Genomic DNA, 23,291 nt, shown 5'->3' with positions numbered 1-23,291 from the left:
CTAACGCTTCTGTCGCGCCCTGTGCACATGGGCAGACTGCACCAGACCAAAGCCGATGAGAAGCACCAGCATGGACGAGCCCCCATAACTGACCATCGGCAGCGGCACGCCCACCACCGGCGCCATCCCCATCACCATCGACATATTCACCGCAAAAAACAGGAAAAAGGTGACCGCGATCCCAAGGATCAGAAGGGACGAGAACCGGTCCCGGTTCTGCACGGCGGAAATCACGCAGAACACAAGGATCAGCACGTAAAGCCCAAGCAGGCCCGCTCCGCCAAGAAAGCCAAACTCCTCAGCCAGCGTGGTAAAGATGAAATCCGTATGCTTTTCCGGCAGGAAGTTCAGCCGCGACTGCGTGCCCTGCATGAACCCCCGCCCGGTCCAGCCACCGGACCCCAATGCAATCTTTGACTGGGTGATGTGATAACCCGCCCCAAGCGGGTCCGAAGAGGGGTCAAGGAAGGTGTCGATGCGGCGATACTGATAGTCTTTCAGAAGCTGCCAGGGCGTGCCGCGCGACAGGAACACACCGGTAACCAGCCCCACGCCGCTCAGGATCACCGCCGCAAAATACCACAGGCTGACCCCGGCCAGAAACATCACCACCCCACCACCGGTCACCAGCAGGATCGACGTGCCCAGATCCGGCTGTTTCAGCACCAGCATGGTCGGCAGGGCAATCAACACCAGCGGCAAAAGCACCCAAAGCGGGCGCGAAACCTTTTTCACATCCAGCCAGTCATAATAGGCGGCGAGGATCATGATCAGGCTGATCTTCATCAGCTCCGAAGGCTGCAGCCGCATGAAGCCAAGGTCAATCCAACGCTGTGCCCCCATGCCGGTTGTGCCGATCAGCTCCACCAGCACCAAAAGCACCAGAGAGACGAGATAGCCAAGCCCCGCCATATTGCGCCAGAACCAGATCGGCACCATTGCCGTGATGAACATCAGGACCATCCCCAGCGCAAACCGTTTCATCTGCGCCGCCGACCAGGGATCAAGGCTGCCTCCGGCCACGGAATACAGCATCAGGAACCCAACCCCGGCCACCGCGCTCAGCAGCAGCACCAGAAACCAGTTCAGATACAGCACCTTGCGCAGCCCGGTGGGCACGTATTTGACGTTGTATTCAAGATAGCTCATGCGCGCCCACTCCCCTGCGCACCGTCGTCAGAGGGCAGTTGCATCATGTCCTCGATCTCTTTTTGCCGCGACCGGATGGTGCCGCGCTGCGAGGACGGGTAGGCACTCAGCGGGGGGGTGCCGCCGTAAAGCGTCTGCAACATGATGTCCCGCGCAATCGGGGCCGCAGCTTTTGAGCCGCCGCCGCCATGCTCCACCACAACCGACACCGCATAGCGCGGGTTTTCCGCAGGCGCATAGGCAACAAACAGCGCGTGGTCACGCCGCTCCCAGGGCAGGTCTTCGTTGCGGGTCACGCCGCGTGCGCGCTCTGCCTTGGTGATGTTGCGCACCTGGCTGGTGCCGGTCTTGCCCGCCATCCGAAACTCATCCCCGGTGATTTTCGACCGGCCCGCCGTGCCACGGCGTGCATTGACCACCGCATACATGCCCTGGCGCACCGCGGCGAGGTTCGATGAACTGATCCCAAGCGGCGCCTGCTCTGCAATCGGCTGATCCACCCCGTTGATGGAGCGCACCAAGCGCGGCACCACCGCACGCCCGGTGGCGAGCCGGGAGGTCATCACCGCCAGTTGCAGCGGAGAGGCCAGCACAAAGCCCTGCCCGATGCCCGCATTCAGGCTGTCCCCGACAACCCAATCCGCACCGCGGTTTTCCAGCTTCCACGCCTTGTTCGGGATCAACCCCTGCGCCACCGCAGACAATGGCAGGTCGTGTTTTTCCCCAAGCCCAAGGCGGCGCGCCATCTCGGCAATCTTGTCGATCCCAACCCGCTGGGCGATCTCATAATAATAGATGTCACAGCTCTGCTCGAGGCTCTTGAGCAGATCAACCTTGCCGTGGCCCGCCCGTTTCCAGCAATGGAAATTGCGGTTATAGACCTCGATCTTGCCCCAGCAGGTCACGGTTTCGCCGGGGCCGATCACCCCTTCTTCCAACGCCGCCAGCGCCGTGACCATCTTGAAGGTTGACCCCGGCGGATAGGTGCCCTGCGCCGTTTTTGCCGCCAATGGACGATAGGGGTCTTCCAACAGCGCCTTGTAATCCGCGCTGGAGATCCCGTGCACAAATTTATTGGCATCAAAGGTGGGGGCCGATCCCAGCGCGAGGATATCCCCGCTTACCGTGTCCATCACCACCGCAGCCGCACTTTCCCCCGCCATGCGCGCCTGCACATAGCTTTGCAGCTTGGCATCAATGGTCAGCTGCACCGCCGCCCCGGCCTGCCCTTCTTCGCGCGACAGTTCGCGCATCTCACGGCCCACCGCGTTCACCTCGATCTCGCGGGACCCGGCAGAGCCGCGCAACGCATGCTCCATCTTCGCCTCGACGCCGGATTTGCCGATCTGGAACCGGGGGATCTGCAACAGGGGATCCGGGTCTTCAAGCTTGGACAGGTCGTAATCCGAAACAGGCCCCACATAGCCCAGGATATGGGCGAAATCGCCGCGTTGCGGATAGATCCGCGACAGGCCCACCTCGGGGGTGATGCCGGGCAGGGCCGGCGCATTCACCGCCACTTCGGCCACCTCGTCCCAACTGACCCGATCCGCGACGGCAACCGGGACAAAGGGACTGCGCCGCTTGATTTCTTTCAGCGCGTTGGCGATGTCCTCCTCCGACATCCAGACAATATGGGACAGTTTGCGCAGCACCGCTTCGGGGTCGCCTGCGTCCTCGCGCACCAAAACGATGCGGTAATTCTGTTCATTGCCGGCGATCAGCACGCCATTGCGGTCATGGATCAAGCCGCGTGAGGGGGGGATCAGTCGGATATTGATACGGTTTTCTTCGGCCAGCAGGCGGTATTCGTCGCCCTGATCCACCTGCATATAGCGCATCCGCCCAACCAGAAGGGCCGCAAAAGACACTTGCAACCCACCCAGAAACAGGCCCCGCCGGGTGATTATGCGGGCGCTTTTATCCGTATCCACACCGGTGCGTTTCATGCGTAATGCCCCGAAATCTCGTCCTCACCCGGCTGCAATTTATGGATGCCGAACCCATAGACCGTGACCAGCGCGGCCAGCGGATAGGCGGCGATCGTGGCCAGAAGGTAAAGGATCTCGCGCCCGAACGAAACCTGCTCAACCAGGAACACGCCCAGCAGCAATCTTTGGCCGATCAGCATGGCCACAAGCGTGGCGGCCACCAACCCGAACTCGATCAGAAAGCTTTGTTCGCGCAGGCGCGTTTCGCGACGGCGCAGGAATTCCGTGCCAAACACCACCATCAGGGTCCAGACCGCAGGAGGTTTCAAAAGCAGCATGTCGGTCAGGAAGAACACCGGCGCGATCAGGAAGACCGGCGCATAATCCGGTCGGCGCACCACCCAGGCCATCACCAGAACCAGCAAAAGATCCGGGCCGGGAAGGCGCCCGGCGCCAAGCTCCAGCGGCAACAGGCGCCCGAACAGAAGCACGATGGCAACCACCACCAGCAACAGGCGATAATATCCACGGCTGAGGGCGATGCGGTCAATCATTGCCCGCTCTCCGCGCTGGCCCCGGACGTCGCGGTCGCTTCGCCTTCACGAAGGATGTCTTCCACCGGCGGCTGCGCCGGGGTCGAGACAATCAGCGCATCACTGTCCAGCACCCGTTCGCCGGGATGGCTGCGCAGCACACGCAGGAATTCAAGCCGCTCGTAATCCGCCGAGAGGCGCACGCGCAACCGGCGATCCGTGCCCATGGCCACATGCCCAACCAGCAACCCCGCCGGGAACACCCCGCCGTCACCGGATGAAATCACCCGATCCCCCGGGCGCACCTTGTCCGGGCTTTCCAGAAATTCCAGCGGCGGTGACGCCGTGTTGTCGCCATGCAAAAGTGCGGTCTGCCCCGAGGGCTGCACCGTAATCGGAATGCGCGAGTTGCTGTCGGTCAAAAGCATCACGCGGCTGGTCTGACGCCCCACACCAGAGATCCGCCCCACCAGCCCCAGCCCGTCCGTGGCCGCCCAGCCATCAACGATGCCATCGCGGGTGCCGACATTCAGCAGGACCGACTGGCGAAACGGCGAGCCGCTATCGGCCAGCACGACCCCGGTCACATAGCTGAGCTGCGCATCCAGCCGCACATTGTTCAGGTTCAGAAGCCGTGCGTTTTCCTGTTCCAGCTGCAGCGCGGCTTCTTTCCAGGCTTTCATCTGGCGCAGCTCGCGGCGCAGTTCCTGGTTTTGCTGGTAGATCCGCTGGTAGCTTTGGAAATCTTCGACCATGCCCACCACATGGGTGACCGGCACCAGGGCCCATTCGAAACTGGGCACCACCGTATCAATCAACTGGGCACGGAACCGTTCCACCCGCGGGCTGTCGATCCGCCAGATCAGGAACACCAGCGCCAGAAACAGCACAAGCATCGCCATGAAGAGCCGCCGCAGCGGCCCCGCATATTCGACATTTTGCTGTTTGTTTGTCGCCAATTTGGCCTCCGATCACTTTGGCCTCAGATCACACCGGCGGGCCCCGGTCCGGACCCCGTCAGGTCAGGTCCAGAACAGGCTACGCGCGATCAGCTATCGTAATCAATCACGTGGCGTAGCTGCTTTTCATATTCCAGCGCCTTGCCGGTGCCCAGCGCCACGCAGTTCAGGCTTTCATCTGCAACCGAAATGGACAGGCCGGTCTGTTCGCGCAGCGCCAGATCCAGATCCCCCAGCAGCGCGCCGCCCCCGGTGAGCATCACGCCGCGGTCGACAATATCCGCGGCCAGATCCGGCGGGGTGGCTTCCAGCGCGGTCATCACCGCTTCGCAGATCTGCTGCACCGGCTCTGCCAGCGCCTCGGCAACCTGCGCCTGGTTGATCTCGGTCTCTTTCGGCACCCCGTTCAGAAGGTCACGCCCCCGGATCTGCAGCGACGCGCCACGCCCGTCATCGGGCATCCGGGCGGTGCCGATCTCGGTCTTGATGCGTTCGGCGGTGCTTTCGCCGACAAGAATATTCTGGTTGCGGCGCAGGTAGGAAATGATTGCATCATCCATCCGGTCGCCACCCACGCGCACCGAGCGCGCATAAACGATGTCGCCCAGGGACAGGACCGCCACCTCGGTGGTGCCGCCGCCAATATCCACAACCATGTTGCCGGTCGGGTCGGTGATCGGCATGCCAGCCCCGATGGCTGCGGCAATCGGTTCCGCGACCAGCCCGGCGCGGCGCGCGCCAGCAGACAGAACCGACTGGCGAATCGCGCGTTTTTCAACCGGGGTGGCGCCATGCGGCACGCAGACAATGATCTTCGGTTTTGAGAAGGTGGTGCGTCTGTGGACCTTGCGGATGAAGTTCTTGATCATCTCCTCCGCACTGTCGAAATCGGCAATCACCCCGTCACGCATCGGGCGGATCGCCTCGATCGAGCCCGGTGTACGGCCCAGCATCAGCTTGGCATCTTCCCCCACGGCGAGCACTTTTTTCACGCCATCCTTGACGTGATAGGCCACCACCGAGGGTTCATTCAGGATCACGCCCTTGCCCTTGACATAGACCAGCGTGTTCGCCGTTCCCAAATCAATGGCCATATCCGATGAAAACAAACCTGCGAGACCTGCCATGTGTTGCCAACCTTCATGCAAAATAGAAATGGTCCACGACTCCCCCCGAGTGCAGACCATAGCGTTATAGGCCCCGATGGGGTTTGGTGGAAGCCCGAATTGCAAGGGTCCGGCGGCTTCTCGCCGCCCTCAATCGACGGGTTGCACATTTCCGATTTATGCTAGCCACCAAAGATGAAAAAGCGCGGCCTTTTCGGGCCACGCTTTCACTTTTCGAACATCCGGGTCAGATGCGTCAGACCGCCTCGGGTTTGGTCTTTTCCCGGCGCACCAACAGGTTGTTGAGCGCGTTGACATAGGCTTTGGCCGAGGCAACCACCGTGTCGGTATGGGCCGACTGGCCGGTCACGATCTTGCCGTTCTCTTCCATCCGCACGCTGACGGTGGCCTGCGCATCGGTGCCTTCGGTGACCGCATGCACCTGGTAAAGCTTGAGCCGCGCCTCATGCGGGAACAGCATCTTGATCGCATTGAACGTGGCATCAACCGGGCCGTCCCCCTGGGCGGTGACCTGACGGTCCACCCCGTCGATCTCCATGGTCAGATCGGCAGATTGCGGGGCCTCGGTGCCGCAGATCACGCGCAGGAATTTCACCTGAAGGCGGTCATTCTGCGCATCAGTCCCGTCGGTCATCAGCGCGATGATGTCCTCGTCGAACACCTCTTTCTTGCTGTCGGCCAGATCCTTGAAGCGGACAAACACATCCTTCAACTGATTGTCGCCCACATCAAAGCCAAGATCGCTCAGCTTTGCCTTCAACGCGGCGCGCCCCGAATGTTTGCCAAGCGGCAGCGAGGTGCCGGCGAGGCCGATATCTTCGGGCCGCATGATCTCAAAGTTTTCCGGGTTCTTCAGCATCCCGTCCTGGTGGATGCCGCTTTCATGGGCAAAGGCGTTTTTGCCGACAATCGCCTTGTTGAACTGCACCGGGAAACCCGACACCTGCGCCACGCGGCGCGAAATGTTCATGATCTTGCGCGTGTCGATCTGGGTTTTATAGGGCATAATGTCATGGCGCACCTTAAGTGCCATCACCACCTCTTCCAGCGCGGTATTGCCCGCGCGTTCGCCGAGGCCATTGATGGTGCATTCGATCTGGCGCGCACCGGCCTCAACCGCGGCCAGCGCGTTGGCGGTGGCCATGCCGAGGTCGTTATGGCAATGGGTGGCAAAGGTGATCTCATCCGCGCCGGGCACGTTTTCGATCAACATGCGAATGAGGTCGGCGCTTTCACGCGGCGCGGTATAGCCCACCGTGTCCGGGATATTGATGGTGGTGGCCCCGGCCTTGATCGCAATCTCGATCACGCGGCACAGGTAATCATGCTCGGTCCGGGTGGCATCCATCGGCGACCATTGCACATCATCCACGAGGTTGCGCGCATGGCTGACGGTTTCATGGATCAGCTCGGCCATCTCGTCTTGCGTAAGGTTGGGGATCGCGCGGTGCAGCGGCGAGGTGCCGATAAAGGTATGGATGCGCGGCTTGGCGGCATTGCGCACGGCCTCGGCGCAGCGATCAATATCCTTGAAATTGGCGCGCGACAATCCGCAGATGGTCGAGTTTTTCGACCGCTGGGCAATCTCGGATACGGCGGCGAAATCGCCTTCTGAGGCAATCGGGAAGCCCGCTTCGATAATGTCGACACCCATCTCGTCCAGCATCTCGGCAATTTCGAGCTTTTCGTCATGGGTCATGGTGGCGCCGGGCGATTGTTCGCCGTCGCGCAGCGTGGTGTCGAAGATCAACACGTGGTCGGATTTGGGCTGGGTCATATCTCTGGTCTCTTCATCAAATCTTGGGTCGGGCCATAACGTGCCCGTGGAGTATCCCGGTTCGCGGCGGATTACCAGTTTTCGCATGCCATTTTTGGCGGGGATCAACGAAAGAACAGTGATCGGCTGCAAGCGGGATGTTGGGAAGGGGCGCGGTCAGGCAAATCCTCTGAGCGGACGCGCCGAGATGGCACGCTCAGAGGCGTGTTAGCAGCGAAAGAGCAGCCAGGCCGATACGGGCCGAGGGAGCGATATGTGTCTGCGTTACCATGGCGGTGACTATAGGGCAGTTTTTACCGGGGGAAAGAGGTTTTTTCGGTTTCCCTCATAATTCGCCCGCAATTCTCCGGTAAATCTCTGGCAAATCCGATGATGGATCCGCCAGGAACACCGCTCGGAAACACAACCCAGGGGCACACCCGGAGCGAGCGCTTCAGGTCCGGTCTCAGTTTCCGGTCTCAGTTTTCGGTCGATGTGTCAGGCTCAGCTTCTGCGGGTACCTCGGGCGATGTTTCTACCGTCGTTTCCGGTGCCGCGTCAGAGCCGGGATTTGATCCGGCATCCGGCTGATCTGCGGTCGCATCCCCGTCATCTGCGGGCAAGGACGGATCCGGGTGCCGCACGCTGCCTTGCAGAAAGCCCTCCTCCCAGACGCCATCTTCCCGCGCGCCATCCGCGCGGATCACCACACCCGGGCCATGGCGTTTGCCATCGACAAAGCCACCGTCATACAGATCGCCATTGGCATAGACCGCCACGCCCTTGCCATGAAAGAGCCCCGCCCGCCATTCGCCTTCGTAGCGGAAGCCATCGGCGGTTTTCAGCACGCCCTGTCCCTGACGCTGGCCGGCAAAGAAACCGCCTTCATAGGTGCTGCCATCTTCCAGCACCGACACCCCCTGCCCGCTGGGCAGACCGGCCTGCCAGTCCCCCTTGTAGCTTGCCCCCGTGGCGGTGGTCAGGCTGCCCTGCCCATCATAAAGCGCATTCACAAAAGCGCCGTCATATTGCGTTCCATCGGCATAACGGGCCACGCCATTGCCTTCGATCACCCCGGCGACCCATTCCCCTTCGTAGGAACTGGTGTCGGGATAGACGATCATGCCCTGCCCCTGGGCCACCCCATCCACAAACGCCCCCTGATAGACCGAGCCATCCGGATAGGTGGCCACGCCGGTCCCCTCGATGCGCCCCTCGATCCAATCCCCTTCATAGACATAGCCATCCGCACCGGAGAAGCGGCCCTTGCCGTGGCGCTTGTCGCCCGAGAACATCCCCTCGTAGACATCGCCCCCCGCATAGGCCACCTTACCCTTGCCATCGCGCGCACCGGCGCTGAACATGCCTTCATAGACATCGCCGTTGACCTGGGTCAGCTTGCCCTGCCCATGCATCTGCCCCTTGGCCCATTGGCCTTCATAGATCATCCCGTCCGCCGAGATCAGCTTGCCCTCACCATCGCGCTGGTCATCGCGCAGCTCTCCGTCATAGACCGAGCCATCGGCGTAGCTGGCAACACCGCGCCCGGTTTTCACACCGATCACCCAGTCGCCCTCATAGATATAGCCAGAGGGGCTCTCCATCCGGCCCTTGCCATGGTGCATGGCATTGCGAAACCCACCTTCATAGGTCACGCCATTGGCATAGATTGCCAGGCCGGTGCCGTTGATCTTGCCATCCACCCAATCGCCCTCATAGGTGCCGCCATCGGCAAAGGTGATCCGGCCAAACCCGTCCGGCTTGCCCTTGGCGAAACTGCCTTCGTAAACCGATCCGTTCGGGAAGCGGGCCACACCCTGCCCGACAATCTCGCCGTCAATGAATTCGCCGGTATATTCATAGCCCGAGGGCAGGCGGTAGGTGCCCATCCCATGCTGAAGCCCACCCTTGAACGTGCCCTCATAGACAGCCCCGTCATCATATTGCTTGATCTCGACATCCTGGGCCACGACGCGCCCCGGCATCAGGCCCGCAGCCAGAGCTGTTGTGGCCATCACGGCCCCGATCGCGGGAAAGCGCAGCAGGTGCTTCATGCCCAACCTCTTCAAATCAAACGACAAGACAGGCCCCGACATCATCAGGGCATCTTCGGCAAGATAGAGGAGCCTCCGGGGCGAAACAACGCTTTTCCCCTGCCGGGGCTTCCCCTTCGGCCAAATGCTGCTACATCTGTGCGCAAATGTCCTGAGACCCGGTAATAGAAGACGCGCGATGAGTGAGAATTTCCACACCCCCGATTTCCGCCCCGCCCAATTCCGCCTGACCCTGGCCCAGCTGAACCCCACGGTCGGCGCCATCGCCGCCAATGCCGACAAGGCGCGGGCCGCCTGGGCCGCCGCGAAAGAGGCCGGCAGCCAGATGGTCGCCCTGCCCGAGGCCTTTCTCACCGGCTATCAGACCCAGGATCTGGTGCTGCGCCCACAATTCTACCGCGACGCCATGGCGGCCGTAGAGCAGCTCGCCCGCGACTGCGCCGATGGCCCTGCCATGGGCATTGGCGCACCGTATCATGACGGAAGCGACCTGTATAACGCCTGGTGGGTGCTGGAAGGGGGGGCGGTGAAAACCCGCGTCCTCAAACAACGCCTTCCCAATGAAACCGTGTTTGACGAAGTGCGCCATTTCACCTCTGCCCCCCCGCAGGGCCCCTATTCCATCGGGCCGCTGCGCATCGGCACCCCGATCTGCGAAGATGCGTGGCATGCCCATGACGTCTGCGAAACCCTGGCGGAAAGTGGCGCCGAGATCCTGCTGATCCCCAATGGCTCGCCCTATTTCCGCGGCAAATATGACGTGCGCCTCAATCACATGGTGGGTCGCGTGGTGGAAACCGGCCTGCCGCTGATTTACCTCAATATGGTGGGCGGTCAGGATGATCAGGTGTTTGACGGCGGCACCTTTGCGCTGAACCCCGGCGGGGAGCTTGCCCTGCGGATGGGCGTGTTTGACGAAGAAATCCGCCATATCGACCTGCAAGAGACCGACGCGGGCTGGCGCATTGCGGCGGGCGAGGTCGCCCCCCAGCCCGACGAATGGGAACAGGATTACCGCGCCATGGTGGACAGCCTGCGCGATTACATGGGCAAAACCGGGTTCAAACAGGTGCTCTTGGGTCTTTCTGGCGGGATCGACAGCGCCATCGTGGCCACCATTGCCGCCGATGCGCTGGGGCCCGAAAATGTGCGCTGCGTGATGCTGCCCTCAGAATACACCTCTCAAGGCTCACTGGAGGACGCCAAGGACATCGCCCAGCGCCTTGGCTGCCAATATGATTTCGTGCCGATCAAGGAAGGGCGCGATGCGATCACCAACACGCTTGCGCCGTTTTTTGAAGGGATGGCAGCGGATATTACCGAAGAAAACATCCAGTCCCGCCTGCGGGGCCTGCTGCTGATGGCGCTGTCGAACAAAACCGGGGCCATGCTGCTCACCACCGGCAACAAATCCGAGGTCGCCGTGGGATACGCCACAATTTATGGTGACATGTCAGGCGGATACAATCCGATCAAGGACCTCTACAAAACCCGCGTCTTTGAACAATGCCGCTGGCGCAACGCCAATCATCGCCCCTGGATGAAGGCACCAGCAGGGGAAATCATCCCGGTGTCAATCATCGACAAACCCCCGTCGGCCGAACTGCGCCCGGACCAGAAAGACGAGGACAGCCTCCCCCCCTATGACGTGCTGGACGCGATCCTCGAAGGGTTGGTCGATCACGAGAAATCGGTGGAAGAGCTGGTCACGGCAGGGTTTGACCGGGCAATTGTGAAAAAGGTCGAACATCTGGTGTTCATCTCGGAATATAAACGCTTCCAGTCGGCGCCGGGCACGCGGCTCACCAAAGGGGCATTCTGGCTGGACCGCCGTTATCCCATCGTGAACCGCTGGCGCGACATGAGCTAACCGGGCGCGCTGCCCGAACGGACATAACAGATCTGCCCGAGCGGTTCCGGCCCGCGGGCAGATCCACCAGCCACGATGGCCGCCACGCCTCCCGTCACGATGACACGAGGAACGGACGAAAAGAATTTTTCCAAAACTCTACCCGGACAACCGGAAATGGCCTTGACCCCCAATTTGTCATGTCATAGATCATGACCTCACTGCGCGGGCGTTGTGTAGTGGTAAGACCTTAGCCTTCCAAGCTAATGACGCGGGTTCGATTCCCGCCGCCCGCTCCAGACCCTCCCCAAATTGGCAGACCTTTTCGTTTCAGATGCCCGTTGAGCCATTGGTCCGGCGCTTGATGGCCCGGTATCTGTTCGGCGGCGGACACTGGGAACAGACCCGCAGGAAACCGCCGCCCCACTCACTTTCTGACCTGCTCATCACCCGGCTTTTTCTTGCTCAAAATACCTCGGGGTGAGGCCGCAGGCCGAGGGGCAGCGCCCCTCTTCCCTCATCCGCGCCTCAAAACCCGCCCGTGCGCAGGAACGCCCCGGTCAGCACAAACAGCACCGAAAGTGTCGTGACCGCGCGGATGTGCCAGCCCATCAAAGGCAACGTATCCGGCGACAGGGTCGGGATCACCCGAAACCGGGCATTGACCGCAAAGCCCGCGGTGATCGCCAGCAGCACAAGCTTCACCCCGATCCCGGTGCTTGCCGGGTCGGAAAAGCGCACCCAGTCACCGATATCCGGCACAAACGCATGGGCCAGCCACAGGCCGGACGCCACCTGCGCCAGCAGGGCAGGCATCCCAACCCGCTCATATCCCTGTTCAAACCTGAGCAGAATTCCGGGGTCGCGCGCCTTCAGCGCCCGCGGCAGCACCGTGGTCGCCAGCACGATATGCCCCCCGGTCCAAACCGCGGCCCCCAGTAGATGCACCACCAAGACGAGATAAAACATGTTGCTCTTTCCAAACCCCTGCTGCGGGGCCTTCACGCCCCGGCTTCTGCCCCCGCACCCTAGCCGCCATCCGGATCAGAGCATTGATATTTGCTAAGAAGGGGCGGAAATTCTCTCCCTTCGCAGTCGTCCCTCCGGCGCGGGCAGTGGACAAATCCGGCCTGATATGAAAGGAGGTGACATCTGACCGGACAGCCCGATCCACAGCCCGATCCGAGGAGCATATGACAAAACTCTTTGCCGCAATGACAACGGTTCGAAACGACGACCTGTTCCTGCCCAAATGGATTGACCACTATGGCCGGGCCTTTGGCCATCGCCATCTTTACGTGTTTCTGGACGGCCATGATCAGGAAAAACCTGATTGCGAAGGCGCCGATCAGGTGAATTTCCTTTACCTGCCGCACCAACCAATGGAACGCGTGGGCGCCATGCGGCGCCGGGCACGGGTCATGTCTGCGCTGGCACGCGGGCTTTATCGGTATTTCGACAGTGTTCTGGCCTGCGACGTGGACGAGTTTCTGGTGGTGGATCCCAATCTGAACACCACATTGGCCGGCTACCTGTCTTTGCTTACCGACAAGGTTTCCGTCTCCGGGCTGGGGCTGGATGTGGGGCAGCATATGGTCGAAGAAGGGCCGCTGGATCCCAGCCGCCCCTTTCTGGATCAGCGCCGCTACGCGCATCTTTCCGCCCGCTACACCAAGCCGATCACCACCTTTCGTCCCGTCACCTGGGGGTCAGGCATGCACCGGATCAAGGGGCACGGGTTTCGGATCGACCCCAACCTGTTCACCTTCCATTTCGGCATGGTCGATTATGAACGCTCCACCGGCAAGACACTGGACAAGGACCGGCTGGCCACCGGCTGGGGCGGGCACCTGGAGCGGCGCGAGGCGCTGTTCAAGATCATCACCGAAGCAAGCGCCCATGACGGCGACACCTATTTCCCCACCGCCCGCCAGCGCCAGCGCCGCGAACGCGCGCCCTATGCGCTGAACAAGCCGGGCATGTTGAAAGACGAGCCGGTTGTCACCATCCCGGATCGGTTTCGCGGGCTGATCTGACGCCACCCGCTGCCCGCCCCCGCACTTTTTGCGGATATGGACAAAAGCCGCGTGATGTGAAACACGTCCCGGCCAAGGAGATCTATGCATGACCACCACCCGTTTCGCCCCGTCGCCCACCGGCTATATCCATGTGGGCAACCTGCGCACCGCGCTTTTCAACTACCTGATTGCCCGCAAATCCGGCGGCCAGTTCATCCTGCGTCTGGATGACACCGACCCGGAGCGGTCGAAGCAGGAATATGCCGATGCGATCATGGAAGATCTGGAATGGCTGGGCCTGACCTGGGACCGGGTGGAAAAGCAATCCGACCGTCTGGAACGCTATGAGCAGGCCGCGCAGGAGCTGCGCGACATGGGCCGGTTTTACGAATGTTTTGAAACCCCAACCGAGCTGGATCTGAAGCGTAAGAAACAGCTCAACATGGGCAAACCGCCGGTCTATGACCGCTCGGCGCTGGCGCTCAGCGAGGCCGAAAAGGCCGCCCTGCGCGAAGAGCGTGGGCAAGGTCACTGGCGGTTCAAGCTGGATCATGAACGGATCAACTGGACCGATGGGATCCTTGGCGACATTTCGATCGATGCGGCCTCGGTCTCTGACCCGGTGCTGATCCGGGGGGACGGGCAGTTCCTCTACACGCTCGCCTCGGTCTGTGACGACGTGGATTTCGGCGTGACCCATGTGGTGCGCGGGTCCGATCACGTGACCAATACCGGCACGCAAATTCAGATCATCGAAGCCCTTGGCGGCGCGGTGCCCAGCTTTGCCCACCACTCGCTTCTGACCGGCCCGCAAGGGGAAGCCCTGTCGAAACGTCTGGGCACGCTGGCGCTGCGCGATCTGCGCGAAAACGGTGTGGAGCCGGCAGCACTTCTGTCGCTGATGGCGCGTCTGGGATCGTCACAGCCGGTTGAGTTGATGAGCTCCCTTGATGAGATTGCGGACGGGTTTGACCTGAGCAGCTTCGGGGCCGCCCCGACCAAGTTCGATGTCGATGACCTTTATCCCCTGACCGCGCGTTATCTGGGCGCCCTGCCTTATGATGCGGTGGCCGAGACCGTGACCGGGCTGGGTGTGCCCGCAGAGCAGGGCGAAGCGTTCTGGAACGTGGCCCGCGAAAACATCACCGTGCTGAAAGATCTGGCGCCGTGGTGGGACCTCTGTTCGACCGGCGCCGATCCGGTGATCGACGAGGAAGACCGGGAATTTGTCGCCGAGGCGCTGGCGCTGCTGCCCGAAGGCCCGTTTGATGGCGAGACCTGGGGCAACTGGACCAAAGAGGTGAAAGCCGCGACCGGCCGCAAAGGGCGTGGCCTCTTCATGCCGCTCAGAAAGGCGCTCACCGGCATGAGCCACGGCCCGGACATGTCGGCCCTTCTGCCGCTTTTGCAGGTGATCCGCGCCAAGGGCTAAGCCCTTAACAAAAAACAGAAAAGCCGCCCCAATCGGGCGGCTTTTTCATTGTAGCATCCGGGTGCCAGATCAGTCCCGCCAATAGTTATTGGCCTGCGCCACGGTCTGGAAATTGGTGGCAACGACCTGCGAGACCTGTGTCAGGCTGTCGGCATTATTGGCATATTCCGGGCGCATTTTGCTACGCGCCTCATCATCGGGCTGGGTCTTTTTCACCGCCATGCGCGACAGTTTAATCGCCAGGTCATAGCCTTCTTCGGGGGTTGATGTGATGAGAGTGGGTAGCCAGGACATGGCTGCCTCCTTTTGACTGGTTTAGCTGACAGAACCCTGCCGGGCTGTTGTACTGCGGTCAAGGCATCAGGGTATGGCAAATGGTCCGGGCATATGGCCCAGAAAAGAGGGGCAGGCCAGATGTCACAGCTTTGCCCGCGTTTGCGCACATCCCCTGTGCATCCCGCCCACTGGCGCACCGTTCGGTTTTCCGGCAAGCTGGCAAAAGCGCGACAGGAGGCCCGGATGGCAGATGAAATCGATAAGGCAGGTGGGGAGCCCTCGGATGCCAGCCCCCCTGCACAGGCGAAGTTTCTGACCGGCAGCCTGATGCGACATATCACGGTGATGGCGCTGACCTCTTCCGTGGGCCTCATGGCGATTTTCCTTGTCGACCTTGTGGACATGATTTTCATCTCGTGGCTGGGCCGAGATGAGCTGGCGGCGGCGGTGGGCTATGCGGGCGCGATCCTTTTCTTCACCTCGTCTTTCGGGATTGGCATGTCCATCGCGGCAGGCGCATTGGTGGCCCGCGCGCTGGGAGAGGGCGAGGTGCAGAAAGCACGCAGGCGCGCGGCCACGGCCCTCTTTTACGGGGCCGTGCTGGGGGGCGTGTTTGCGGTAATTGTCTGGATGAATATCCGGCCCCTGGCGGCTCTTCTCGGGGCGTCTGGCACCACGCTTGATCTTGCTCAGCATTACCTGCAGATCATTCTGCCCTCCCTCCCCGTTCTGATCATTGCCATGGTCGCGGGGGCGATCCTGCGCGCCCATGGGGATGCGCGCCGCGCGATGATGGCAACCATTGCCGGGGGGGCTGTGAACGCCGTGCTCGACCCGATCCTGATCTTCGGGCTGGGGCTGGATCTGACCGGTGCCGCGCTGGCCTCGGTCGCGGCACGGATCACCATCGCCATCCTGTCGATCTGGCCGATCCTGACCCATCATGGCGGCCTTGACCGCCCCACCCGCGACGCGTTCAGCGTCGATTTCCCCGACCTGATGAAGATTGCCATTCCCGCCATCCTGACACAGTTTGCCACGCCGATTGGCCAGGCCTATATCACCCGCTCCATGTCAACCTTCGGGGAAGACGCGGTGGCAGGCATGGCCATCACCGGTCGGTTGGTGCCGGTGGCCTTTGGGGTGATTTTTGCGCTCTCTGGCGCAATCGGGCCAGTCATTGGCCAGAATTACGGGGCCGGGAACATGGACCGAGTGCGTCAAGCATTCCGCGACGGGCTGCTGTTCACCGCCATTGTCACCCTCTGTGTTGCCACGCTTTTGTTTGCCTTTCGCGCACCGATTGCGGATCTGTTCAACGCGCAGGGCATCGCACGCGAGCTGGTCTACCTGTTCTGTGGGCCGCTGGCATTGCTGTGGTTCTTCAACGGGGTGATTTTTGTCACCAATGCCGGGTTCAACAATCTGGGCCACCCGTTCCGCTCAACCATGATCAACTGGGGCCGTCAGACCGTGGGCACCGTGCCTTTCGTGATCCTTGGCGCGCAGCTTTGGGGCGCGTCGGGGGTGATGATCGGCTGGGCGATGGGCGGGCTGGTCTTTGCAGTGATCGCCCTGGTGATGTTCCAGCGCATGTTGATGCGCGAGACCTGCACGGTGGCCACGGGATTTACCCGGCAACGCCGTCAACTGGCACTATTCAACTTCCGCCGCTAGGTCTTTGAGCCAGCCATCCACCAGATCCTTTTCCTCAGCAGACGTGACCTGCGCGCGGGGATAAATCGGATCGGCCCGGTCATTTCGGATCGGCGCGTGCCAGCCATCTGTGGTCTGAAAGAAATGATCCACTCCCGCCCGGCCAAACACGTCCAGATAGCCCTGCACCACAACGTCGAGATAGGACAGCAGCACCGGGTTGTCGCGCGTGGGGTCAAAATGCGCGCCGGGTTCAATGGCGTAAACCGCAAGATCCACCTCCCCCGCCTGATGCGCCACACTGCCATTTTCGCTCTGGCCATTTCCAGTCTGGCCATTCCCGGTCTGGCCGTTTAGCGGCACCCGCACATAGGCCCGTTCGCGCAGGTCTAGTGCGTCCCAATCCGCACCGGGCACCGAAGCGATGAGGCCATCAATCTCGCTCCCTTCATCCGGGACCGCGGTCAGGTAGCACACGGCCCTGAGCGGCGAGGCCCGCCACGCCCTGCGCCAGCCGCTCAGCCGGGCAGGTTGCGCGTTTTCGTAAGAATGCGTGCGCCGGTTCACCAGCGATCCATATCCAAAGAAAAACGGGTCTTTCATAAACGGCCCCTCCTGCCCGCACCCTGCCCTGATCCTGGCATAAGGATCAACCAGTGGAAATCAACCAAGGGATTGCCACACCGCCCGACCGGCGCTACCAAAATGAAAAAGGCAAATTCTGGAGAAACCTTGATGAAATACACCGAAGAACATGAATGGCTGCGCGAAGAAGACGGGCTGATGGTGGTGGGCATTACCACACATGCCGCTGAACAGCTGGGCGACGTGGTGTTTGTGGAACTGCCGGAAGAGGGCGACACCGTGTCGAAAGACGATGAGGTGGTGGTGATCGAAAGCGTGAAAGCCGCATCCGATATCCTTGCCCCTCTGGATGGCGAGATTGTCGAGGTGAACGAAGCGCTCGCCGACAATCCCGGCGCGGTGAATGACGACCCGGAAGGCGAGGCATGGTTCTTCAAGATGAAAGTCTCCGACCCCTCGCCGCTGGAAGACTACATGGACGAGGCAGGGTATAAGAAGTTTATCGGCTGAGTGCTGCCCGCCCCCGAAAGATGCAACCCGCGCGGCCCTTTCCGTGCGGGTTCTTTTTTGGCGGTGGTGCAGGGGGCGTTTCATTGCCGCCTGCCCTTGAAGTCCTTCATCATCGCATTAGATATGCATCAACTGGAATATGATAGGGACCCCCATGACAAAATCCCTGAAAATGACCTGCCTTGAGTGCAGCGCCGTCAATCGCGTGCCCGCAGACAAATTGGGCGCGGGGCCGAAATGCGGCACCTGTGGCGCAAAGATGAATGATGGCAAGGTACGCGCCTTGGATCCGGCCACGCTGACCAAGGCGATGAAAAACGACGACGTGCCGCTGCTGGTGGATTTCTGGGCGCCGTGGTGTGGTCCCTGCCGGATGATGGCCCCCGCTTTTGAACAGGCCGCCCGCGCGCTGGCCCCGCAGGTTCGGCTGGCCAAGATCAATACCGAAGACCATCCCAAAGTCTCGCAGAAACATGGCATTCGCGGCATTCCGGCGCTGATCCTGTTTCAGGGCGGGCGTGAGGTGACACGGCATGCCGGTGCCATCCCCGCCCCGGCGATTGAGCAGTTTGTTCGGAAAAACGCCAATATCCCAACCTGAAACACGCACGCGCCCTTCTCCGCGTCACGTTTGAAAGGGCATTATCCGAGTATTTCTGTCAGATTATCCTTTACCTCTCGGTCCATCCGGCGTAGAGCACGGAAAACGGAATGTTACCATGCTCTGCCGCCCCCTGCGCCTCGCCGCACTGTGTCTTGCCCTTTCCCCCTTCGCCGCTTCGGCAGATGTGTCAACGGCGTTCGGAGACCCCCACCTGAAACATCTGCCGCTTACCGCTGCGCAAAAGGCAAAACGGGCGGCCGCGCTGCGATGGGCCGAGGACTTCACCACGCTCGAGACATTCGAAGCCCTTCCCGGTGGGATCAGCACACAGCTGGTGCCTTCTGACCGCACCCCCTTTTCCACCCCCGCACCGAAGCTGAGCGCAGAGGCACGGTTGGATTTCAGCCTCGGCGAGGCTCTGTTTGAAAAGCTTTGGGTGGTGGGCCCTTCCTCCACCATTTCTTCCGACGGGTTGGGCCCGCTTTACAATGCGCGCGCCTGTTCCGCCTGTCACCGGCAGGATGGGCGCGGGATGCCGCCCAAGGATGCCATGGATCCAACGCCGGGGCTGGTGCTGCGGCTATCAGTGCCCGGTGCGGAAGAAAACGCCCCGTTCAGGCCGCACCCCATCTATGGCGCGCAATTGCAGGACCGCGCCATCACCGGCCACGCGGCAGAGGGCAAACTTCAACTGCGCCACACGACCACGCCGGTCCTGCTGGCGGAGGGTGAGGTGGTCGAGCTGCGCAGGCCCGACTATGAGATCACCCAGCTCGCCCATGGTGCCCCCGGAGAGGCGCTGATGACCTCCCCCCGCGTGGCGCCGCAGATGATCGGGCTGGGGCTGCTTGAGGCCATTCCCGAGGCCGATATCCTTGCCCTCGCGGACCCCGAAGACAGGGATGGTGATGGAATTTCCGGAAAGGCGCAAAAGGTCTGGTCGCGCGAATATGACCAATGGATGCTGGGCCGGTTTGGTCACAAGGCCGGCAATCCGACCCTGAGCCAGCAATCGGCAGATGCGGCAAACGGGGATATCGGCCTTTCCAGCCCCTTATTTCCCGCAGCCTGGGGCGATTGCACCGACGCGCAGGCAGCGTGCCGCGCTGAGCGGGATGGCAACTCACCCAGCCAGGGTAATGTCGAATTGGGGGCACAGGCGCTGGATCTGCTGACCCATTATACGGCCAATCTGGCGGTGCCCGCCCGCCGCGCCCCTGACGCCCCCGAGGTGCTGCGCGGCAAGGCCCTTTTTTACACCAGCGGCTGCGCCGCCTGTCATAACCCCAAATTTGTCACCCACCCGCTGGACGGGGACCCCACCCGCTCGTTCCAACTGATCTGGCCCTATAGCGACCTGTTGCTGCATGACATGGGCGAAGGGCTGGCGGATCACCGCCCGGAGGGGCAGGCAACCGGACGCGAATGGCGCACACCGCCGCTTTGGGGCATTGGCCTGACCCGGCAGGTCTCTGGGCGCGAGGCCTATCTGCATGACGGGCGGGCGCGCAGCCTGCTTGAGGCGATCCTGTGGCATGGGGGCGAGGCAGAGGCCGCCCGGAACCGGGTGCAGCAAATGACGCGCTCTGACCGCAACGATCTAATTTCTTTTGTGAGGTCGCTATGAAACCCTTCCTTGCCATCGCAGCAGCCTGCCTGCTTCCCTTCACCGGCTGGGCCGGAAACCCCGATCATGGCGCCACGGGCGACCGGCTGTTAGGCGTGCTGCAGCATCAGTTCGGCACGTTCCAGACCCATGCGACCCGGCTGGCCGAGGAGGCAGAGGGGTTTTGCGCAGGGCGCAGGACAGAAGAAGAGGTCACTTCGGCCTTTCGCGCCACCTGGCTTGCCTGGGCGCCCCTCGACCCGTATCAGTTCGGTCCGATGGAAACCCTCGGCGCGGCGTTGCGGGTGAATTTTTTCCCGGACAAGAAAGGGTTTGTCGGGCGGGCATTGACACAGCTGCGGCGGCTCTCGGCCGAGGAACAGGCCAATCCGGCGGTCATCGCACGCTATTCGGTCGCGGCGCAGGGATTGCCGGCAATTGAACGGCTTTTGTTTGATGCCCCGCGTGACGCCCCCGCCCAATGCCCGGTCCTGATCGGCATCACCGGCCAGCTGTCCGCCACATCCAACGCCCTTTACGATCAGTGGTTCGGCCAGCCGGGTTGGGCGGATCTGGTGCGCAGCGCCGGGCCGGACAACCCGACCTATCTGAGCGATCAGGAGTTTTCGCGCCAGATGTTCACCGCGCTTGGGTTTTCCATCCTGCGGATGCGCGACCATCGCCTGAAACGCCCGCTGGGCAGTTATCAACGCGCCTTTCCGAAACGTGCCGAAGCCTGGCGCGCGGGGCTCAGCACCCGGATCATCGCCGCCCAGCTGCACGGGATGGAAGCGGTGATCTTGAACGGGTTTGGCCCGGCCCTTCCGGGGGAAATCCGTGCAGAGCTGACCCGGAGGCTTTCCGACCTCGCACAACGGCTGGAAAAGATTGATCAACCGTTGCAGAATGCGGTGGAAGATCCGCTTTTGCGGGTTCGGATCGAAGGGGTGATCAGCCGGTTTCAAACCCTGCAGATCTATCTTGAGAACACGGTGGGCCCGGCACTTGGCCTGCAGGCCGGGTTCAGCGCGGGAGATGGGGATTGATCAGATGAAACGACGCCACTTTCTGGCTTCTGCCGCCGCCCTTGCCACGACCCCCGGCCTGACCGGATGGGCCGCAGCGGGCGCACCGGATGTCATCACCGCTGCCAACCGGCCTGACAAATCCACCTGGCTGGTCGGGCTGCAGGCAGACGGCACATTGTGTTTCCAACTGCCCCTGCCCGGTCGCGGCCATGGCGCCACACCCCATCCCACCCGCGCCGAGGTGGTCGGGTTTGCCCGCCGCCCGGGCAGGTTTGCGGTTGTGCTGGACTGCGTGACGGGACGGGAACGCGCGCGGATCACCAGCCCGCCCGGGCGCCATTTCTATGGGCATGGCGCGTTTTCCTCTGATGGCAACCTCCTGTTTGCCACCGAAAACAACTATGATGACCTGACCGGGACAATTGGCATCTACGATGCCGACAGGGCCTATCGACGGGTGGGCGAACTGCCATCCGGCGGCCTTGGCCCCCATGAAATCCTGCGCCGGGAGGAGGGTGGGTTTGTGGTTGCCAATGGGGGAATTCAGACCCATCCCGATATGCCCCGCGCCCGGTTGAACATCCCCAGCATGCAATCCTCTCTTGTCTATCTGGATGCGAAAGGGATGCTGGAAGAACAGGTATTTCTACCTGAAAACATGCAGAAAAACTCGATCCGTCATATCGACATTGCCACCGATGGCGCGGTGCTGATGGCGCTGCAATGGCAGGGCAACCCGCTGGATGACGTGCCGTTGGTGGCGCGCCATAAGCGGGGCGAAGAGATCACCCTTCTGACCCATCCCGAGCAGGGGCAGCTGAAAAACTATGCCGGATCGATCGCCTGTGCGCCGCATGATGGGGGATTTGCCATCACCGGCCCGAAAGGCAGCGTGGTGATTTACTTTGACGCCGAAGGACAGCCTGCCGGGGCGCGCTCCCTCGGGACAGCCGCTGGCGTGGCACGCAGCCGCGCGGGTGGGCTGATCATTTCCTGTGACGGGGGGCTGTTTCACCATGGCCCCTTGGGGGATCACTTTACCCCGGTGGCGGGCAAGTGGGCCTGGGACAACCATCTAATCGCGGTGTGATCCCGGCGCTGAAGGTCCTGATCAGTCGAGGAACTCCCAGCTCTCTGCCCCATCAAAACGGCGGATGCGCAGCCCGTGCAATGCGGCGGGGTCTGCCATGTTCAGATTGACGGCAAACCGGTCCTGATCCGCGGCGGACCCCGGCCCCCAATGGGTCACGCAGCCACAGGTTTTGCAGGCATGAAAATCAATCAGGTGGTCGCCCCAGGAATAGCTGGTCACGTGATCTTCCCCGGTCAGGATACGCCCTTCATTCGGGGGGCAATGCGCCCATGTGGCGGCATATCTGCGACAGATCGAACAATTGCAGCGCACTGCAAATTCCGGGCGGCTCACTTCGAAGGTGACCTTGCCGCAATGGCAGCGTCCCTGGATCATGTCACTCATTCTGAAACCCTTTCGCAGTTCACTGCTGCCACAGTTTCAAACCGGGGAGGGTTTCGCAAGCTTTCCCCTTGTGCCCGGCCAGGGATCCGTGAAGAAAGGCAAAATGTAACCATTTCAGGGCGGAGGACCCCCATGTCCCTTTTACATCTTTTGCAACAAGCCCAGAACGGTCAGGGCCTGTCGGTGCTGGCCGAACAGATTGGTCTGGATCCGGCACAGGCCACCCAGCTGACCGAGATGCTGGCCCCACAGCTTGGTCAGGCCACCAAGGCACAGGTTGAAAACGGCGGCCTGTCCGGTGTGATCGGCGCGTTGCAGGGGCAAGAACAGGCCGCTCTATATGAGGATGCAAGCCTTGCCGCAAGCGCGCAGGGCCAGGCGCAGGGCGCACAGTTCCTGACCGGCATTCTGGGCGACAAAGGCACCAAAAACCTTGCCAGACAAGCAGCCCACAGCACCGGGATCGAGCTTGACCAGATTGCCGCGTTCCTGCCGGCGCTCGCGGCGATGGCCCAGGGCGGGTTGCAGAAAACCATGCCGGACGAGACGCTCTCCACCATGATGCCTGAGCGGACCGGCACGGGTGGGTTGATGTCACTGGTCAGCGGGGTTCTGGGCAAGCCGGCGGACGATGCCCCCAAATCCGGTCCGGCTCTGGATCTGTTGACTTCTTTTCTTGACGCAGATGGCGACGGATCGGTGGTGGACGACATTCTGGAGAAGATTCAGGGCTGATTTCCC

The 23,291-nt window shown here is 61.8% G+C and carries 21 protein-coding genes and 1 tRNA gene; 11 read left to right on the top strand and 11 right to left on the bottom strand.

Going from position 1 to position 23,291, the window contains the following annotated elements; genetic code table 11:
- The 7 genes from rodA to K3J57_RS02465 all read right to left on the bottom strand — a co-directional run bounded on the left by rodA (position 1) and on the right by K3J57_RS02465 (position 9,509).
- The gene (rodA, locus tag K3J57_RS02495; protein ID WP_259776662.1) at positions 1 to 1,149 is read right to left on the bottom strand and encodes a rod shape-determining protein RodA; all 1,149 of its coding nucleotides are present in this window, start codon (positions 1,147 to 1,149) and stop codon (positions 1 to 3) included.
- Positions 1,146 to 3,098: a penicillin-binding protein 2 gene (gene mrdA / locus K3J57_RS02490; RefSeq protein ID WP_259786221.1), complete on the bottom strand. Its 1,953-nt coding sequence runs from the start codon at positions 3,096 to 3,098 to the stop codon at positions 1,146 to 1,148. Before mrdA ends, rodA begins: the two co-directional genes overlap by 4 nt.
- Positions 3,095 to 3,634 carry a hypothetical protein gene (locus K3J57_RS02485; RefSeq protein WP_055188406.1) on the bottom strand — a complete coding sequence of 180 codons (540 nt, stop codon included), beginning with the start codon at positions 3,632 to 3,634 and terminating at the stop codon, positions 3,095 to 3,097. The genes mrdA and K3J57_RS02485 overlap by 4 nt, the downstream gene beginning before the upstream one ends.
- Entirely contained in the window at positions 3,631 to 4,572 is a 942-nt protein-coding gene (mreC, locus tag K3J57_RS02480; protein ID WP_259786220.1) for a rod shape-determining protein MreC, read from the bottom strand. The genes K3J57_RS02485 and mreC overlap by 4 nt, the downstream gene beginning before the upstream one ends.
- An 89-nt stretch (positions 4,573 to 4,661) precedes the next feature.
- Entirely contained in the window at positions 4,662 to 5,699 is a 1,038-nt protein-coding gene (locus K3J57_RS02475; protein WP_173485264.1) for a rod shape-determining protein, read from the bottom strand.
- Between the two features lie 235 nt (positions 5,700 to 5,934).
- The gene (locus tag K3J57_RS02470; RefSeq protein WP_259786996.1) at positions 5,935 to 7,476 is read right to left on the bottom strand and encodes a 2-isopropylmalate synthase; all 1,542 of its coding nucleotides are present in this window, start codon (positions 7,474 to 7,476) and stop codon (positions 5,935 to 5,937) included.
- Positions 7,477 to 7,934: 458 nt separating this feature from the next.
- Positions 7,935 to 9,509 (bottom strand): MORN repeat-containing protein, encoded by a 1,575-nt coding sequence (locus K3J57_RS02465; protein ID WP_375542819.1) that lies wholly within the window; start codon positions 9,507 to 9,509, stop codon positions 7,935 to 7,937.
- Positions 9,510 to 9,687: 178 nt separating this feature from the next.
- On the opposite strand from K3J57_RS02465, the gene K3J57_RS02460 reads away from it, so the two are divergent.
- Positions 9,688 to 11,379, top strand: a complete 1,692-nt coding sequence (locus K3J57_RS02460; protein ID WP_259796948.1) for an NAD+ synthase — start codon at positions 9,688 to 9,690, stop codon at positions 11,377 to 11,379.
- A 204-nt stretch (positions 11,380 to 11,583) separates the two neighbouring features.
- Positions 11,584 to 11,657 (top strand) — tRNA-Gly (locus tag K3J57_RS02455).
- A 229-nt stretch (positions 11,658 to 11,886) separates the two neighbouring features.
- Here K3J57_RS02455 and K3J57_RS02450 read toward each other — a convergent pair.
- Positions 11,887 to 12,327, bottom strand: coding sequence for a CopD family protein (locus K3J57_RS02450; protein ID WP_259786218.1), 441 nt, complete (start codon positions 12,325 to 12,327; stop codon positions 11,887 to 11,889).
- Between the two features lie 224 nt (positions 12,328 to 12,551).
- Between K3J57_RS02450 and K3J57_RS02445 the strand changes: the two genes are divergently transcribed.
- Both K3J57_RS02445 and gltX read left to right on the top strand, forming a co-directional pair.
- The gene (locus tag K3J57_RS02445; RefSeq protein ID WP_055188396.1) at positions 12,552 to 13,394 is read left to right on the top strand and encodes a glycosyltransferase family 2 protein; all 843 of its coding nucleotides are present in this window, start codon (positions 12,552 to 12,554) and stop codon (positions 13,392 to 13,394) included.
- A gap of 88 nt (positions 13,395 to 13,482) precedes the next feature.
- Positions 13,483 to 14,808, top strand: a complete 1,326-nt coding sequence (gene gltX, locus K3J57_RS02440; protein ID WP_259786216.1) for a glutamate--tRNA ligase — start codon at positions 13,483 to 13,485, stop codon at positions 14,806 to 14,808.
- Positions 14,809 to 14,877: 69 nt separating this feature from the next.
- On the opposite strand, the gene K3J57_RS02435 is transcribed toward gltX, so the two are convergent.
- Positions 14,878 to 15,102, bottom strand: a complete 225-nt coding sequence (locus K3J57_RS02435; protein WP_055188392.1) for a hexameric tyrosine-coordinated heme protein — start codon at positions 15,100 to 15,102, stop codon at positions 14,878 to 14,880.
- Between the two features lie 225 nt (positions 15,103 to 15,327).
- Between K3J57_RS02435 and K3J57_RS02430 the strand changes: the two genes are divergently transcribed.
- Positions 15,328 to 16,761 (top strand): MATE family efflux transporter, encoded by a 1,434-nt coding sequence (locus tag K3J57_RS02430; protein WP_259797724.1) that lies wholly within the window; start codon positions 15,328 to 15,330, stop codon positions 16,759 to 16,761.
- On the opposite strand, the gene K3J57_RS02425 is transcribed toward K3J57_RS02430, so the two are convergent.
- Entirely contained in the window at positions 16,741 to 17,343 is a 603-nt protein-coding gene (locus K3J57_RS02425) for a gamma-glutamylcyclotransferase family protein (protein WP_259796946.1), read from the bottom strand. The genes K3J57_RS02430 and K3J57_RS02425 overlap by 21 nt on opposite strands.
- Positions 17,344 to 17,475: 132 nt before the next feature.
- On the opposite strand from K3J57_RS02425, the gene gcvH reads away from it, so the two are divergent.
- The 5 genes from gcvH (at position 17,476) to K3J57_RS02400 (ending at position 22,163) form a co-directional block, all read left to right on the top strand.
- The gene (gcvH, locus tag K3J57_RS02420) at positions 17,476 to 17,835 is read left to right on the top strand and encodes a glycine cleavage system protein GcvH (protein ID WP_259772925.1); all 360 of its coding nucleotides are present in this window, start codon (positions 17,476 to 17,478) and stop codon (positions 17,833 to 17,835) included.
- Between the two features lie 154 nt (positions 17,836 to 17,989).
- Positions 17,990 to 18,436 (top strand): thioredoxin TrxC, encoded by a 447-nt coding sequence (gene trxC, locus K3J57_RS02415; protein WP_259776655.1) that lies wholly within the window; start codon positions 17,990 to 17,992, stop codon positions 18,434 to 18,436.
- Positions 18,437 to 18,554: 118 nt separating this feature from the next.
- Complete coding sequence (locus tag K3J57_RS02410; protein ID WP_259796943.1) at positions 18,555 to 20,066, top strand: di-heme oxidoreductase family protein; 1,512 nt, start codon at positions 18,555 to 18,557, stop codon at positions 20,064 to 20,066.
- On the top strand, positions 20,063 to 21,091 hold the full coding sequence (locus K3J57_RS02405) for an imelysin family protein (RefSeq protein ID WP_259796940.1): 1,029 nt from the start codon (positions 20,063 to 20,065) through the stop codon (positions 21,089 to 21,091). Before K3J57_RS02410 ends, K3J57_RS02405 begins: the two co-directional genes overlap by 4 nt.
- Positions 21,092 to 21,095: 4 nt before the next feature.
- Positions 21,096 to 22,163 carry a DUF1513 domain-containing protein gene (locus K3J57_RS02400; RefSeq protein ID WP_259796938.1) on the top strand — a complete coding sequence of 356 codons (1,068 nt, stop codon included), beginning with the start codon at positions 21,096 to 21,098 and terminating at the stop codon, positions 22,161 to 22,163.
- Between the two features lie 21 nt (positions 22,164 to 22,184).
- Here the strand turns inward: K3J57_RS02400 and K3J57_RS02395 are convergent, their stop codons facing one another.
- On the bottom strand, positions 22,185 to 22,550 hold the full coding sequence (locus K3J57_RS02395) for a GFA family protein (protein WP_259796937.1): 366 nt from the start codon (positions 22,548 to 22,550) through the stop codon (positions 22,185 to 22,187).
- Between the two features lie 132 nt (positions 22,551 to 22,682).
- On the opposite strand from K3J57_RS02395, the gene K3J57_RS02390 reads away from it, so the two are divergent.
- Positions 22,683 to 23,285, top strand: a complete 603-nt coding sequence (locus K3J57_RS02390) for a DUF937 domain-containing protein (RefSeq protein ID WP_259796936.1) — start codon at positions 22,683 to 22,685, stop codon at positions 23,283 to 23,285.
- The last annotated feature ends 6 nt before the right edge of the window (positions 23,286 to 23,291 follow it).

The sequence above is a fragment of the Aliiroseovarius crassostreae genome (assembly GCF_025137635.1).
Lineage (GTDB): Bacteria > Pseudomonadota > Alphaproteobacteria > Rhodobacterales > Rhodobacteraceae > Aliiroseovarius > Aliiroseovarius crassostreae.
The sequence above is the reverse complement of the archived record's forward strand: the minus strand, read 5'-3'. Positions and strand labels throughout refer to the sequence as shown.